Below are 13,949 nucleotides of genomic sequence, written 5' to 3' on the forward strand. Positions count from 1 at the left end.
ATGGAAGGACAGTCTTTTTTCCTTCATACTTAAATGTCCACTGAAAGGAGTGAGGTTATGGCATTGTCTATTGCCCAATTAGCTAAGGAACATCAAGAATTTGTCTTTACGAAATTAAAGGAAGCTGAACAGGCATTACATCCTTCCTCTACTGAAGACGAGGAGCTAGTGCGTCGTGCTGTTTTTTCGGTGCGGAATAAATCAGTTGTCTTTGAACGTTTTAATGGAGCAAGTTCTATATTATATGCAAGCGTACAGGATGTCAGACCCGCTTCTGTAGAAATTGATTTTGCTAAAGAGGAGCTGAGCTGTAACTGTCCTCAGCTGAAATGGTGTAGACATCAGGTTGGCGCATTACTTGCCCTCTATCAGTATTTTGATTCTGTGCAAGATTGGTCAAGTGCTTGGCGTGCACAAAAATCAGTGCAATTAAAATCATTAGCAGATGAGCGGAGTCCAGAAAGTTGGCAATTGATGGTCAATGAAATAATGAAACGTTTATTGCCGCCCGGGCGTATTTTAGAAGGCTATGGTCTTTCTGCTATACGAACGGATGCATTGGAGAGACTTCAACGACATATGCCCTTTGAGCGTGAGTGGCAGCCACTTTATAAGCTCTTCATGGAGCTATCCATCTTTAATACAATATGGCGTCATGTAAATGAAACAAAAGGGCATTCAGTGGATTCTCCTTATATGAAATATTTTATTGATCAAAGTGTTCAATCATTCGAGAGTATACTGACGGAGTTAACTGGTCGATCACGACTTTTTGCCACTGACCCATTTTATGATTCACTTCAGGAACTAGTCAGAGAGTTTTTATTGGAACGACAAGGATTGTTTGCTAATCGACTACAAATTTATATGCTGCTTTGGGCTGTACTTTTTTATGAGAAGCCGCGACGAGAACAGGAATTAGCACTTATAAATAATCTGGAAAATCCTTCATCAGAGATTTCCTTACAGTCATTAAAACTGCTATTTTATGTACTGCTGCAAAAAGAGGAATTATTACAGGAAAGCATTGCACAGATTGATGTACAGCGAATGCAGGACCTATTTGAGCTTGCTATTTTTGCAAAGCGTGCTGGCGAGTCACATGCACAGTCCATCATTTTACGTGCGATGCTACCATTTGCCGAAGTCTTTTTACAGCAAACGGTGCCAGTTGTAAAGCGAGCTCAATACGTACAACAATTTCAACTTTTGTACGAAGATATACCACTTACGGAGGAAGAGGAAACTACATTATATAGTGCATTTGGTGTTTACGGGCTTCAACCATTTTCGTTCTTTCTTATTAAAAAGGGACGTTATCGTGATTGGGTTGCCCTTCACCAGTTAAACCTCTCCTCCCTTTCTTATTTAGAAATGTGTGGATTAAAGGATGTGCTACAAGTTGCTCCTGCAACAGTATTGCCCTTATATCATCTATATGCCATGTCTGAAATTACGCAAAAATCACGTATGAACTATAAGCAGGCTGTACGAATTTGGAAAAGTATGCGCAGTGCAGCAAAACGTGCTGGCAAAACCGCTTATTTTGAAACATATATGCAAACAATTCGTGCAGAGTTTAAACGCCTGCGTGCATTACAGGAAGAAATTGAGAAAGGAAACTTAGTATGATGACTATTAATGCTCCTTCCCCGTTTTCAAAAAAACTACAGCTTCGTATTGAATCAGTTCAGGAAGGATATTTTACGTTACAGGGCTTTACTGCTGGCGGTGCAACAGTGGATGCAGACTCACTTATTTCTTCATTATTTTTTAACTATGAAGCGAATGTCTATGGTCTATTAAGCAATCGTACGGATCTTACTGTTGAAGTCTCAACCTCTGAACTTCTAGATATTTTTTCACCGCGGTATCTACATCCTTTTATTGAATGGATCGGTGTAGACGCAGAAAGTCAGGTGTGGCTAGAAAAAGCGTCGGCTCTACAAACGTATTGGCAGGAGCCCTCGCTCTGGTCGTACGCTGCAATTGCTGATGATTTTTCGTCACTAGCATTCCCTATAGACGGTATTGATACGGCATTATTAGAAATGGCCGTGCAGCAAAAGCTTGCCCAAGCGGGTCTTGTACTGTCTGATTTACCAAAGCTATTGCCATTTTTCTTACGTGGTGGCTGGCCATTAGAGCAGGAACGACAGGCAGGTACAGTGACTGTCTCCCTACGCTTAAGTGAACCTGAGGAAGATTCAGATGTGTGGCTTCTAGAAACGGTACTGAGTACGGCTACAACCAAAAACTACTGGACGCCTGCTATGCGAAAGCAGTCATTACCAATTGTTGATGCTCTACCAGCGAAATGGCAAATGTTTGCTGATGCTATTGAACAACAACAAGCACAAATTGTAGATCTTCTTTCTATTGAAGATATACGTAGCGATATTTTCATCCGTATCATGCTTGAGGATTTAGAAGTACGAACATTTTTACGTGAGGATTTAGCTAGATTACAGGCACTCGGCTTTGACGTTGTACTACCGGCTTGGCTAAAGGATTTAAAACAATCTAAACTTCGTGTTCGTGTAAGTACTGGCAATGTAGCGACTAAGAAGGTTGCTGGACTAGATGATATTTTAACGTTCAAATGGCAGTTTTCTATGAATGGACAGTCCATTTCACCTGAGCAATTTAAAAAGCTTGTGGATGAGAAACGTGAATTCATTCGTATTGGGACAGAGTGGTTTCGTGTGGATGCGAACTGGATGCACGAAATGCGCGCATTGATGCAGCAAGCAGAAGATGAAAGCTGGACCGTTCGTGAATTGCTATTTCGTGAGTTACCAGAGGATTTATCTTTACCTCTTGAAGAAGAAGATGCCGATGATGCAATGCGAGATGACCCGATTTTTGCATTTGAATTGCAAAAATCGCTTAAATCCTATATGGAGCAGCTTTCTGAGAAAAAAGGACTTCCTACAGTACCAGTTCCTACATCTTTGCAGGCAGAATTACGTCCTTATCAGCATGAGGGCTTTGAATGGCTTGTCTTCATGCGAGAACAAGGCTTTGGTGCCTGTCTAGCTGATGATATGGGTCTTGGTAAAACGGTTCAGCTTATTTCATATTTACTTCATCTTTATGAAACGACTGCGGATACTAAGCCATCCATCATCATTTGTCCTACGTCAGTACTAGGTAACTGGCAAAAGGAAATAGCTCGCTTTGCTCCTTCCTTAATTGTGCATACGCATTATCAGGCAAATCGTGCAAAAGAGGATGATTTTAAACAGCTAGTAGCAAGCGAAAAACCACATGTAATTTTATCTACCTACGGCACGGTCTCACAGGATGCTGAATTTTTGCAGGAAGTGGATTGGGCAGCAGTTGTTCTAGATGAAGCTCAAAATATTAAAAATATGCAAACACTACAGTCAAGGGCTATTCGTAAATTACAAGGTACGCATCATATTGCCTTGACAGGTACACCGGTTGAAAACCGATTATCGGAGCTATGGGCTATTTTTGACTTTATCCATAAGGGCTATTTAGGTAGCTTCGGTCGCTTTAACGAAGAATTTATTTTACCAGTAGAACGAGATGAGTCGGAGTCACATAAGCAGAAGCTACGTGCAAAAATCCAACCATTTTTACTTCGTCGCACAAAGCGTGATCCAAACTTACAGCTTAACTTACCTGATAAACAAGAGTCTCATGAGTTTTGCCCATTAACAACTGAGCAAGCCTCTCTATATGAAGGTTATATATTAGAGACGCTCGATCAGCTGGAGCAATTAACAGGCTTTCAAAAAAAGGGACGCGTCTTAAAGATGCTTAGTAAATTAAAGCAATTATGTAATCATCCTGCCTTGTATTTAAAGGAACCTTTCGAGGATGCCGATACAATGCTAACTCGTTCTACAAAATTAGAACGTATCGTGCAAATGGCTGCTGAAATCGTGGACAATGGCGAGCAGTGCCTCATTTTCACACAATATATTGGGATGGGGCAATTACTACAGCATTGTTTTAGTGAACTATATAATGTTGATGCACCGTTCTTAACAGGTGCAATGCCTAAGCAGCAGCGTGACCGCTTAGTAGAGGCTTTTCAGGCAGGCGATTTCCCGATATTTATCCTCTCCTTAAAAGCAGGTGGAACAGGGCTAAATTTAACGGCTGCAAATCATGTATTACACGCAGATCGCTGGTGGAACCCTGCCGTTGAAAACCAAGCGACAGACCGTGCATATCGGATTGGGCAAACACAATTTGTGCAAGTGCATAAGTTTGTTACAATCGGTACAATCGAAGAAAAAATCGATAAAATGCTGGCCCAAAAATCTGCATTATCCGAAGAACTCATTCAATCAAGCCAGTGGTTAACTGAATTAGAAAATCATGAACTTCGTGATTTAATGATGCTTGATTATTAAAGATTTTTTTATGCGCCAAGAGCAAAAATGCTCTTGGCGCTCTTTTTAATTTCGCGAATTTCGGTGGATTAATGTTGTTACTTCTTCCCTACTTACTTCATATTAATATTTAGTTGTGTCGAAAATGGTCATTGCTGTGCGGTCTTCAGCAATGATCTACGTTAATGAATGGTATACATCATTCCTTTCTCGGTGTAAGTAATACAGGAGAATGGCTGATCAGATAACTTGTCACTTGCTATACTACTGGTAATTGTACTTCTTCAGGTAGCACAAAATCCTTTAAGCCTTCCTGCCCGTCAGGTGGCTTTGGTGGCACAATAGCCTCATCACTATCCCTTGGCTTAAGATGATAAAATCGGACATCTTCTACGACTACTTCTGTTATAAAAACCTTTGTGCTTGCTTCATTTACAAATGATCTTGATTGAATACGGCCATTTGTCCCAATCAATGAGCCTTTTCCGCAATATTTGACGATATGCTCTGCCAGCCTTCCCCAAACTGAACAAAGAATAAAGTCAGCATCTACTTCCCCGCGACTGTTTTTGTAATTGCGATTAATGGCTAGCGTAAAATTTGTTTGCACGCGATTTCCTGATAAGTGTCGCAACACAGGATCTTTTGTTAACCTTCCGACCAGTCCGACTTGGTTCATCGATTCACCTCCTTTGCTTTTGATTGCTCTCATCTTACAAGAAAGATTCTAGCATTGGCAAAAGTCGATATTTATCATTTCCTTCAGTTTTTAATCATAAATTGGTTATATTGAGGTTTTTATTTTTCAAGAATTTAATCATTTTTCGATTCGAATGCTTTTGGCTGTAATAGTAAATGCTAATTGTTGAAATATGCAATTTCGCTGTTTTTGTACAATGTGCGAACAGACTGCCAATCGTAAACAAGGGTGATTTGAATATGTTATACTAAAAAGGATGACCGACTTAGGAGGATATTACATAATGAAAACATTTAAAATGCTTTCCTTTGACCTTGTCACAAAAGATGGCATACAACCGTTTCCTTTAGTCGATGGTATTATTATTAACCAGGAAAACAGCCATCAATCTTGGATTCTTGAACTGTTTATGGACCGACAATATCGTTCAACTTTTGATGAACTTTTAGCGAATGCTACTGTCTTTAATGTACGTGCAGTTATTTCATCTCCAGATAATGAGCCTGCTCCTTTCCAAGTTATCGTACATAACGTTCAAGAAATTGGCGAACACATCTCTGTACTTTTAAAAGGGACGTTAAAAATAAAACGTTCAAAATATGCAGAGCAATTACTAGCCGAGCTATTAGCTGAAGGAGTTTCTTTAGATAAGCTTTTGGAACGCTTCTCACACGATATGAAAGAACGACCAAAACTAAAAAATGATTGAGCTTGATTTAACGATGCAAATTTCTGCATCGTTTTTTTTATTGGACAAGGAGGGGTTTTACTGTAAAATATGATTTAAAAATTATAGGAGGTAACCACACTTGACGATTGCGATTAGAGAGAAACCAATGAAATTAATGTGGCTAGAGGCATTAAAGAGACGGTTGTTAGAAGAAGATCCAGACTTTAGCTATTATCATGAACAGTTTCGCAGAGTCGATGCAGGCTTTGCAGGTGAAAAGAAAGTTGACCGTGAGTGGCTTGAATTAGTATCTCCCTATACTTTTTTCGTATTGCATAATTTAATGCTGATAAATTCCGCACAGCATTCACATCAACTCGATACACTTTTCATTTGCACTAATTTTATGCTAGTTGTTGAAATAAAAAATATTAATGGACGTCTTGATTTTGACGATATTACTCATCAATGTATACGAACGAAGCCAGACGGAACCGTTGAAGGATTTCCTAATGCCCTTACTCAGACCCAACGACATATGCAATTTCTTAAAGTTATTTCCCAAAACTATTCTCTCCCCACTGAGGGCGCAGTTATCATTGCTAATCCCTCTGCTATTATTGCAAGTCACCCAAATACAATTCCAATTTTTCACGTATCAGGACTTCAAAAACATCTTCACTCCCTATTTAAAAAATACCCGCAAGCTTTTTTAAGTGATAAACAGCTAACTCAATTTGCTCAACAACTTCTTAGTAGACAGCTGCCTTCGAAAATTCCGGCTCCTATCGATCCTTCACGTTTTCGTCAAGGCGTACTTTGTCCGAAATGTCAGTACAAACCACAAATGCATTTTGCTCGAGGTATTTGGACCTGTTCACGGTGTCACTATACTAGCAAAGCAATTTTTGCTGAAGCCTTGCAAGATTACCGATACTTAGTTAGACCAACCATTACAAATAAACAGTTACGTGAATTTTTCAATATTCCTTCCAGTGATGTTGCCAATTGCTTACTTAGAAAATTTCAATTTCCCTTTACTGGTTCTAATAAGGATCGCGTTTACCATTTACCTGAGAATTTAATAGAATATATGAAGCCGTTTTTTCACTCTTCATGAGATGTTGGTTTGCTAGGGTGCGCGGTGATTCAGCTTTGCGCGAAGCCGCTTCCCTTGTTTACGGATATTTACACTTCGTTCGCGGGTATTTCTCTTCCTTCCGCGGATATTTACCCTTTGTTCACGGGTATTTCTCTTCCTTCCGCGGATATTCATACTTCGTTCGCGGGTATTTCACTCCATTCCGCGGATATTCACCTGCGCGCGGGTATTTCTCTCCGTCCCGCGCAGATCTCCGCTTTCAACGTTTAAGTATTCATCCTTCATATGCGAGATTTTCACTAGCTAATGCAAAAAAGAGTGTTCCATTGTTGGAAGCACTCTTTTTTAGTTTATCGCGTATTCATGTTGTTATTCTCTCGAACGTCTACTTTTTCTTCAACGACTTTTTCTTTAATGACATTACCATTTCTATCTACGCCGTTAGCATTAGGTACGTTGTTGTAACCATTTGTACCATTTAAGTCAGTGTTTGTTCCTGGTGCTGTTGTTCTTGGTGCTGTTGTTCCTGGTGTTGTAGCTTCAGGCATAACAGTACCATTCACGTCACGATCGTAAACGTCATGTTTTCTATCTGGATCTACAACGTCTTCGACTTTATCAACACCTCGTTGAACGTCGTTCTTTACATTCTCCGCTGGTCTATCTTCAACCGCTTCATTTCCCCAGTTACATCCTCCAAGGAATACAGTAGCAAGAATAATGGCTAAAAAAGACATTTTCCACATTAAAAAAAACCTCCTTTCTTGGGTGCTATGTCAGCAAATACAATAGGTGCATTTGTGATCCTACATAGATTACCCGGGAAAGGAGGGAACTATCCGATTTTCGTAAAAACTATTTTTGTTTTTCTTTTAACAATTGTTCAATGTACGCTGCTTCAGCTTTACAGTTGTAGCTATAATCTGTACCTAGCTCTTTCTGCAAGGCCTCAATTGTTTCGATTTGCTTAGCCGTTGGTTCTTCATTTAAAATTTTTGCAATTACTTCATCGATTTTCTTCGCCATTTCTTCATGGAATTCAGTACTCATCAAAACATCTGCTGGGATTTTTTCGATCCATGCGGCATTTTCTTGAAAATAAGTTTGCCAGCTAGCAATGAAGTCTTCCATAGAAAAACGCTCTTCTTTCCAATCAATACTTGTTAAGTATGATTCAAAAGATGTTGAAATCGAACGCGTAATGCTAATTTTAACACCTGAAGACAATTCCTTATACATCTATATAATCCTCCTACGTTTTAAAAAAACCTAAAATTACATGTATTTAAAATTTACAATTGCATATATGCTATCGCATTTTAAGAACTTAATTAATCTATTAATTAACAGTAAGGTCATTATTCGACATAATTATTTTATATCTTTTAACCTATAATTGCAAATTACGCCTGTTTTGGCTGCTCAGGTCCAATAGCAAATAGAATATCAGCTTCACATACTAGCTCTCCATCGACTGTTGCCACACCGTGACCTTTGCCCATTGCTCCACGTAGTTTCACGAACTCTACTTCTAATCGAAGTTGGTCTCCTGGTACTACTTGACGCTTGAAACGACAATTATCAATACCTGTCAAGAAAGCTAGACGACCTTTGAATTGATCTGCATTTAATAATGCTACTCCACCAACTTGTGCTAGCGCTTCTACAATTAAAACGCCTGGCATTACAGGGTAGCCTGGGAAATGCCCATTAAAAAAGTCCTCGTTCATAGAGACGTTTTTTAAACCGACTGCACGCTTCCCTTCTTCTAATTCAACAATACGATCAACAAATAAAAATGGATAACGATGTGGTAAAATTGCTTGAATTTGCTCTGCTGTTAACATTTCTTTTCCCCCTAAATATCAATTTCGCCTTGGCGTTTTCACAGGATGTGAAGTTCTTAGCATAAGTTCTTCTATTCAGAAGCTGCCTACTGAATGAAGTTCAATAAATATGTAAACATAAAGTATGGTAAAGAATAATATTATTCTTTACCATTCATAATATCAAATATATGCTGCCATGTTTCAGTTTTGAAAACATCCATGGCATTACCTGAACCAATAACACTGTAGCCAACTATTGCACCTACAATTGCGGCAACAACGATTAAGACGAGAACAAGTACAACGCGTAGCCAAATCGGAATCAGCCGTATTTGCACCCATCGAACCCCTCGTTGCTCTCCATTTGAGCTGTGTTCCTTCTCTTCTGGTGGCGTATCGGTTTCTTGTGCCGGCACAGAACGTCGACGTGAATCGTTTGTCATAAATTGTACTCCTCTTCATTCCTTACTAAACAGTATTAACGGATTTACTATCGAATACCATTAATGAGCCCAAGCATTTGGTCTGCTAAAGTTACCGCTCTTGCATTGAATTGATAAGAACGCTGCGTTTGGATTAAATCCGTCATTTCTTTTGAAAGATTTACATTTGACATTTCTAACGCACCGTTTTGCATGCCAATTTGCTGACGATTTGCTCCTTGTAATTCAGTGACAACTTCAGCTTGTGTATATCCAAGCTGAGCGAGGTTATTCGGTAATGCAACATAAGAGCCAGAAATATGCTCCATTAGCTGTGGCTTTTGAAATTCTGTCACTGCTAAATCAGTACGAATAATATCCCCATTCGGCTCAGTTGCCTCTAAAACGCCGCCATTGCGTACAGCGATACTTTTCACATTACTTGGTAATGTAATAGCTTGTCCTGTTGAATCTGCCAATGGATATCCATCTGCATTTACAACCATTACTGTTCCATTATCTAATGGTGACAAATAAAAGTCACCTTGACGAGTATACACTGTTTTTGTGCCATTTTCACCATCTGGCATCAAAATATTGAAATATTGCTTCGGTTTTGTGAAAGCAAAATCAAGATCGCGATCTGTTGTTTGTAGGGAGCCTTGCTTGTGATTTGATTGGATTTGTCCAAGCATTGCACCTGCACCATAACGGATGCCAAGAGGTGATTGTCGGTCAGCACGATCTTGTTTATCATTATTAAATTGCTGATAAAGCAGTTCATTGAATGTAGCTTCTTGTGATTTGTAGCCAAGTGTATTGCTATTGGCGATGTTATTACTAATTGTATCTAATTTATGTTGTAATTGCCCCATTGTATTTGTTGCAGTAATCATTGTACGTAGCATGATCAAACGCCTCCTGTTCGCCTATTATACTTTTCCGATTTCGTTGACAGCCTTTTCCATGCTACGATCATAAGCCTGTAACACTTTTTGGTTAGCTTCGAAAGCGCGATATGCTGTCATTAAATCTGTCATTGTGCGACTAGAATCTACGTTTGAGCCTTCTAGATAATTTTGACGCAATGTAAAGGATACGCCATTTGCTCCGTAAGCTGTCGGTAAGTCTTCACCGTTTGCTGTTCGAATTAAGCCATTATCCTGTTTACGTAGCGTGTTCGGATTCTCCGCAAATGATACGCCAACACGTGCTACTTGCTGATCATTAACATAAATTGCTCCGTTCTCATCTAGGCGGAAATCATCATTCGGTAGCTGGATGCGTTGACCTCTGTCTGATAACACATACAGTCCTTGTGGATTTACTAAATAGCCTTGACCATCTAAAGTAAAATTCCCGTTGCGTGTATATGCCTCGCCACCATCTGGATGTGCTAAACGGAAGAAAATAGATCCCGTGACGCCATCATCATTTTGTGGTAAGTTTCCATCAATCAAAGCCATATCTGTCGTGAAATCAGTATTGTAGATTTGGCCTTGTATGTAGTTGGGCAATGTTTCTTGCATATAAATCCCTGTATTTAATGCTCCAACTTGACTCATATATTGAGAGCCTGCTTGTTGATTGGCAGGTGCATTCGTTTTTCCTACGCTTGACATGAGCATATCGGGAAATGAACGAATTGTTGATTGGTCTGCCTTAAACCCTGGTGTATTCGCATTTGATAAGTTATTAGTTAGTAGCTCTGTTCTTCTTTGTTGTGCAATCATTCCAGTTGCAACTGTATAAAATCCTTTAAACAAAGGAATCACCTCTTAAATTTTTATAAGGATGCGGGCACTCGATCAATATTTTCAAGCATAATGCCTGTACCAATTGCTACACAATCCATAGGGTGCTCTGCAATGAACACAGGTACCTTTAACTCTTCTATTAATAGCTGGTCCATTCCATGTAGTAATGCACCACCGCCAGTAATAATTACCCCACGATCAATTATATCAGCTGATAGTTCTGGTGGCGTTTTTTCTAAAACATTTTTTGCAGATTGGACAATCATAGCAACCGATTCATGTAATGCACGTTCAATCTCCTCAGAGTGAATTTCTATTGTACGTGGTAGACCTGTCACCATGTCACGACCACGAATATCCATTGAATCGTTTCTCGCGCCCTTAAAGACTGTACCAATTGTGATTTTTATTGCCTCTGCAGTACGTTCACCAATTAGCAATTTATATTCTTTTTTAATATATTGTAAAATATCATTATCAAAAACGTCTCCTGCAACCTTAATGGATTCGCTCGTTACAATATCACCCATTGATAGAACTGCTACATCTGTTGTTCCACCGCCAATATCGACTACCATATTACCACTAGGTTGGAATATATCCATGCCTGCACCAATTGCTGCAACTTTCGGTTCTTCTTCTAAGTATACTTTTTTTCCACCTGATTTTTCTGCAGCTTCGCGAATAGCTTTTTGCTCAACACTAGTAATGTTTGTTGGACAGCAAATTAAAATACGTGGTTTCGCTAAAAATCCTTTTACATCTAATTTATTGATGAAATGTCGTAGCATAGCTTCTGTAACATCAAAATCCGCAATAACACCATCTCGTAATGGGCGAATTGCAGTTATATTTCCTGGCGTACGCCCTACCATTTGGCGAGCCTCTTCCCCTACCGCTAATACTTTATTAGTTTTTTTATCAATCGCCACTACAGATGGTTCATTTAAGACGATTCCTTTGCCTTTAACGTGTATTAATACGTTCGCAGTTCCTAAGTCAATGCCAATATCTTTCGAAAACATTTTATATTTCTCCTTCCCGCCAGTTCCAACTACATAACGTTCATTTTATCTGTTTATCTAGAATATTTTATCATATTTCATTGGTAATTTCACCTAATTTTAGTGAACGGAACGGTTTTGTTTCAATTATATGAACAGTCATAGAAAAGAAGAAATCGTTTAAGCAATCTTTTATATGGTATCTTATTTGTTTTGACTCATCACAATAACGTGAGGTTGATTTCCGTTCCGGCTGGGCGCTTTCGCGCAGAGCAAAGCTTCCTGGGGGCGTCCTATGAGCCGCTTTTGTTGTTGCTGTCGCTACGCTTTCGCACAGAAAACATCCGCTTCGCTGCAGGGTCTCGGGCCTACACGATGTAGGTCACGAAGGCGTTATCACAGGATGTGATGCTCTTAGCCTTCGTTCCTCTACCGCTAATCCCCAAGGAGTCGCCCAGCCTCCACTCCAATCAACTTATATACATTGTATCCGTTTTAAAAATATGTAGAAAATGAAAGTGGCTGGGACAAAACTGGTCAAAACCTTAAAAAGCAAGATAAATCAATTTAGAACGTTGATTTCTCGCGTTTTTTGGTGTTGAGTTTTTAAATTTTGCGTAAAAAAATATACTTATGTCATAAGCGACGTAAATGATCAGTGCGGTCAGAGAGTGTTGCATGAAGGTAGATGTCGATATTTTTCAAAAGTTGGTTGATAAATTAAAATAGTTGGTTGATAAATCGATAAAGTTGGTCGATAAATTAAAATAGTTGGTTGATAAATCGATAAAGTTGGTCGATAAACAATCAAAAGTTCTCGACAAATCTCAAAACTGCAGCTCATTAAAGATTTTTGTCGCTGCCGTTGCGTTGCGCTCCACTTTCACTGCAGAAAAATGAGGTTTTGTCTCAACCTCCCTGTGCAAACAAAAAAAAGAACGAATCATTATTGACTCGCTCTTTCTTTCCACTTGTTTTTTGTTGCCTCTCCTCCACGAATATGACGTACGGCCTTATGATAGGCGAGAATTTCTTTCACTTGCTCAGCTAATCCTTCATGAATTGTTGGCAATCGCTCTGTTAAATCTTTGTGCACCGTACTTTTTGAATAACCTGTCATTTTCGCGAGGACACGCACAGTTTCACGCGTCTCAATCAATAATTCACCGAGGCGTATGCAGCGCTTCCGAATGTGCTCGTGCACGTTCTTCGTCCTTTCCACACAATTTCACAAAATGGCGTTGGCATCAGATGCACGTCTGCGCATTTCTTCACCTTATGTGAGGACAAAGCTATTCAGAACACATTTTACATTTTCACGATAAAATACTGATTTTTTATGCATTTTTTAGTATTTATTTTTCTCTTTAAAATACTGTATTATTTAGGGTCCTTATTTTCAAAGGCTAGTAATTGTTTCGGATTAATATATTTTCCGTTATCTAGTACTTCAAAATGCAAGTGAATGCCAGCTGCTTGGTTCCACTCATTGTCAGTCGCTTTTCCAAGCGCTTGACCTTGTGTTACCTCATCGCCTTCTTTCACGGCAATGTCCTTTACAGAGCTATAATGTGTTTGCTTACCATCTGCATGCTCAATAACAATTTTATTACCCGTAAATGCATCTAGTTTTACTTCTAGTACTTTACCACTCATAGCAGCAAGTACTTCAAATTCTTCACCATTCATAGAAAGCGAAATACCGGAAGATGTCGTAAATGTTTGATTAAATACCATTAGTGCTTTTTCACGTGACTCTGCATTAGCCTCTACTTCATAAAACTCTTGTGAAACTTGGACTTTACTTAAATCTGCTTCCTTGAATGGGTACTTCATAGTTTCTGTACGTGCATTTGTTTCAACTACAGGACCTGAATCTACTTCTGCTACTTCTGATGACGGAGCCTCTTCTACTTTCGATACGAGACTATTGTAACCAAATAGCATCCCTGCTAGCATTAGAGCGCCACCTCCGTAAACTGCTGGCCAAAACCATGGTTTCTTCTGTACTTGAACTTTTTCATTTTGATCTTGAGAAGTTTTACTATTTTTATCCTCTCTCATTTTCATCACCTCTAGTTGCAGTGTGAACAAC

General features: G+C 39.2%; 15 protein-coding genes. 4 read left to right on the forward strand and 11 right to left on the reverse strand.

What is annotated here, in order from left to right; translation table 11 throughout:
* The first annotated feature begins 57 nt into the window (after window positions 1–57).
* Both ACVWXS_RS12790 and ACVWXS_RS12795 read left to right on the forward strand, forming a co-directional pair.
* Window positions 58–1,632 carry a hypothetical protein gene (locus ACVWXS_RS12790; protein ID WP_456958475.1) on the forward strand — a complete coding sequence of 525 codons (1,575 nt, stop codon included), beginning with the start codon at window positions 58–60 and terminating at the stop codon, window positions 1,630–1,632.
* On the forward strand, window positions 1,629–4,391 hold the full coding sequence (locus tag ACVWXS_RS12795) for a DEAD/DEAH box helicase (protein ID WP_456958476.1): 2,763 nt from the start codon (window positions 1,629–1,631) through the stop codon (window positions 4,389–4,391). Before ACVWXS_RS12790 ends, ACVWXS_RS12795 begins: the two co-directional genes overlap by 4 nt.
* 238 nt (window positions 4,392–4,629) lie before the next feature.
* On the opposite strand, the gene ACVWXS_RS12800 is transcribed toward ACVWXS_RS12795, so the two are convergent.
* On the reverse strand, window positions 4,630–5,049 hold the full coding sequence (locus ACVWXS_RS12800) for a single-stranded DNA-binding protein (protein WP_374963871.1): 420 nt from the start codon (window positions 5,047–5,049) through the stop codon (window positions 4,630–4,632).
* Between the two features lie 304 nt (window positions 5,050–5,353).
* Between ACVWXS_RS12800 and ACVWXS_RS12805 the strand changes: the two genes are divergently transcribed.
* Together ACVWXS_RS12805 and ACVWXS_RS12810 are read left to right on the forward strand one after the other, a co-directional pair.
* A complete protein-coding gene (locus tag ACVWXS_RS12805; protein WP_368636194.1) occupies window positions 5,354–5,779 on the forward strand; it encodes a YwpF family protein in 426 nt (141 codons plus the stop codon).
* A gap of 100 nt (window positions 5,780–5,879) precedes the next feature.
* Window positions 5,880–6,860, forward strand: a complete 981-nt coding sequence (locus tag ACVWXS_RS12810) for a nuclease-related domain-containing protein (RefSeq protein WP_456958477.1) — start codon at window positions 5,880–5,882, stop codon at window positions 6,858–6,860.
* Between the two features lie 332 nt (window positions 6,861–7,192).
* Here the strand turns inward: ACVWXS_RS12810 and ACVWXS_RS12815 are convergent, their stop codons facing one another.
* From ACVWXS_RS12815 to ACVWXS_RS12860, 10 genes are all read right to left on the reverse strand, one after another.
* Window positions 7,193–7,588: a hypothetical protein gene (locus ACVWXS_RS12815; protein WP_456958478.1), complete on the reverse strand. Its 396-nt coding sequence runs from the start codon at window positions 7,586–7,588 to the stop codon at window positions 7,193–7,195.
* A 109-nt stretch (window positions 7,589–7,697) separates the two neighbouring features.
* Window positions 7,698–8,081, reverse strand: a complete 384-nt coding sequence (locus ACVWXS_RS12820; RefSeq protein ID WP_456958479.1) for a hypothetical protein — start codon at window positions 8,079–8,081, stop codon at window positions 7,698–7,700.
* Window positions 8,082–8,245: 164 nt separating this feature from the next.
* Window positions 8,246–8,689, reverse strand: a complete 444-nt coding sequence (gene fabZ / locus ACVWXS_RS12825; protein ID WP_368636188.1) for a 3-hydroxyacyl-ACP dehydratase FabZ — start codon at window positions 8,687–8,689, stop codon at window positions 8,246–8,248.
* 140 nt (window positions 8,690–8,829) lie between these two features.
* Window positions 8,830–9,114 carry a DNA-directed RNA polymerase subunit beta gene (locus ACVWXS_RS12830; protein ID WP_456958480.1) on the reverse strand — a complete coding sequence of 95 codons (285 nt, stop codon included), beginning with the start codon at window positions 9,112–9,114 and terminating at the stop codon, window positions 8,830–8,832.
* A 47-nt stretch (window positions 9,115–9,161) separates the two neighbouring features.
* Window positions 9,162–10,001 (reverse strand): flagellar hook-basal body protein, encoded by an 840-nt coding sequence (locus ACVWXS_RS12835; RefSeq protein WP_456958481.1) that lies wholly within the window; start codon window positions 9,999–10,001, stop codon window positions 9,162–9,164.
* A 24-nt stretch (window positions 10,002–10,025) separates the two neighbouring features.
* Window positions 10,026–10,859, reverse strand: coding sequence for a flagellar hook-basal body protein (locus tag ACVWXS_RS12840; protein WP_456958482.1), 834 nt, complete (start codon window positions 10,857–10,859; stop codon window positions 10,026–10,028).
* 20 nt (window positions 10,860–10,879) lie between these two features.
* On the reverse strand, window positions 10,880–11,875 hold the full coding sequence (gene mreB / locus ACVWXS_RS12845) for a rod shape-determining protein (RefSeq protein ID WP_068986217.1): 996 nt from the start codon (window positions 11,873–11,875) through the stop codon (window positions 10,880–10,882).
* Window positions 11,876–12,518: 643 nt separating this feature from the next.
* Window positions 12,519–12,698, reverse strand: coding sequence for a hypothetical protein (locus ACVWXS_RS12850; RefSeq protein ID WP_456958483.1), 180 nt, complete (start codon window positions 12,696–12,698; stop codon window positions 12,519–12,521).
* Between the two features lie 102 nt (window positions 12,699–12,800).
* A complete protein-coding gene (locus tag ACVWXS_RS12855) occupies window positions 12,801–13,058 on the reverse strand; it encodes a sporulation transcriptional regulator SpoIIID (RefSeq protein WP_068986219.1) in 258 nt (85 codons plus the stop codon).
* Between the two features lie 176 nt (window positions 13,059–13,234).
* Window positions 13,235–13,918, reverse strand: coding sequence for a peptidoglycan DD-metalloendopeptidase family protein (locus tag ACVWXS_RS12860; RefSeq protein ID WP_402983288.1), 684 nt, complete (start codon window positions 13,916–13,918; stop codon window positions 13,235–13,237).
* Between the last annotated feature and the right edge of the window lie 31 nt (window positions 13,919–13,949).

Source organism: Lysinibacillus sp. TE18511 (genome assembly GCF_054062295.1).

Coding starts and splice junctions, on each gene's coding strand:
- ACVWXS_RS12790 (WP_456958475.1), top strand. CDS start 58: ATGGCATTGTCTATTGCCCAATTAGCTAAGGAACATCAAGAATTTGTC.
- ACVWXS_RS12795 (WP_456958476.1), top strand. CDS start 1,629: ATGATGACTATTAATGCTCCTTCCCCGTTTTCAAAAAAACTACAGCTT.
- ACVWXS_RS12800 (WP_374963871.1), bottom strand. CDS start 5,049: ATGAACCAAGTCGGACTGGTCGGAAGGTTAACAAAAGATCCTGTGTTG.
- ACVWXS_RS12805 (WP_368636194.1), top strand. CDS start 5,354: ATGAAAACATTTAAAATGCTTTCCTTTGACCTTGTCACAAAAGATGGC.
- ACVWXS_RS12815 (WP_456958478.1), bottom strand. CDS start 7,588: ATGTGGAAAATGTCTTTTTTAGCCATTATTCTTGCTACTGTATTCCTT.
- ACVWXS_RS12820 (WP_456958479.1), bottom strand. CDS start 8,081: ATGTATAAGGAATTGTCTTCAGGTGTTAAAATTAGCATTACGCGTTCG.
- fabZ (WP_368636188.1), bottom strand. CDS start 8,689: ATGTTAACAGCAGAGCAAATTCAAGCAATTTTACCACATCGTTATCCA.
- ACVWXS_RS12830 (WP_456958480.1), bottom strand. CDS start 9,114: ATGACAAACGATTCACGTCGACGTTCTGTGCCGGCACAAGAAACCGAT.
- ACVWXS_RS12835 (WP_456958481.1), bottom strand. CDS start 10,001: ATGCTACGTACAATGATTACTGCAACAAATACAATGGGGCAATTACAA.
- mreB (WP_068986217.1), bottom strand. CDS start 11,875: ATGTTTTCGAAAGATATTGGCATTGACTTAGGAACTGCGAACGTATTA.
- ACVWXS_RS12850 (WP_456958483.1), bottom strand. CDS start 12,698: ATGAGCTGCAGTTTTGAGATTTGTCGAGAACTTTTGATTGTTTATCGA.
- ACVWXS_RS12860 (WP_402983288.1), bottom strand. CDS start 13,918: ATGAGAGAGGATAAAAATAGTAAAACTTCTCAAGATCAAAATGAAAAA.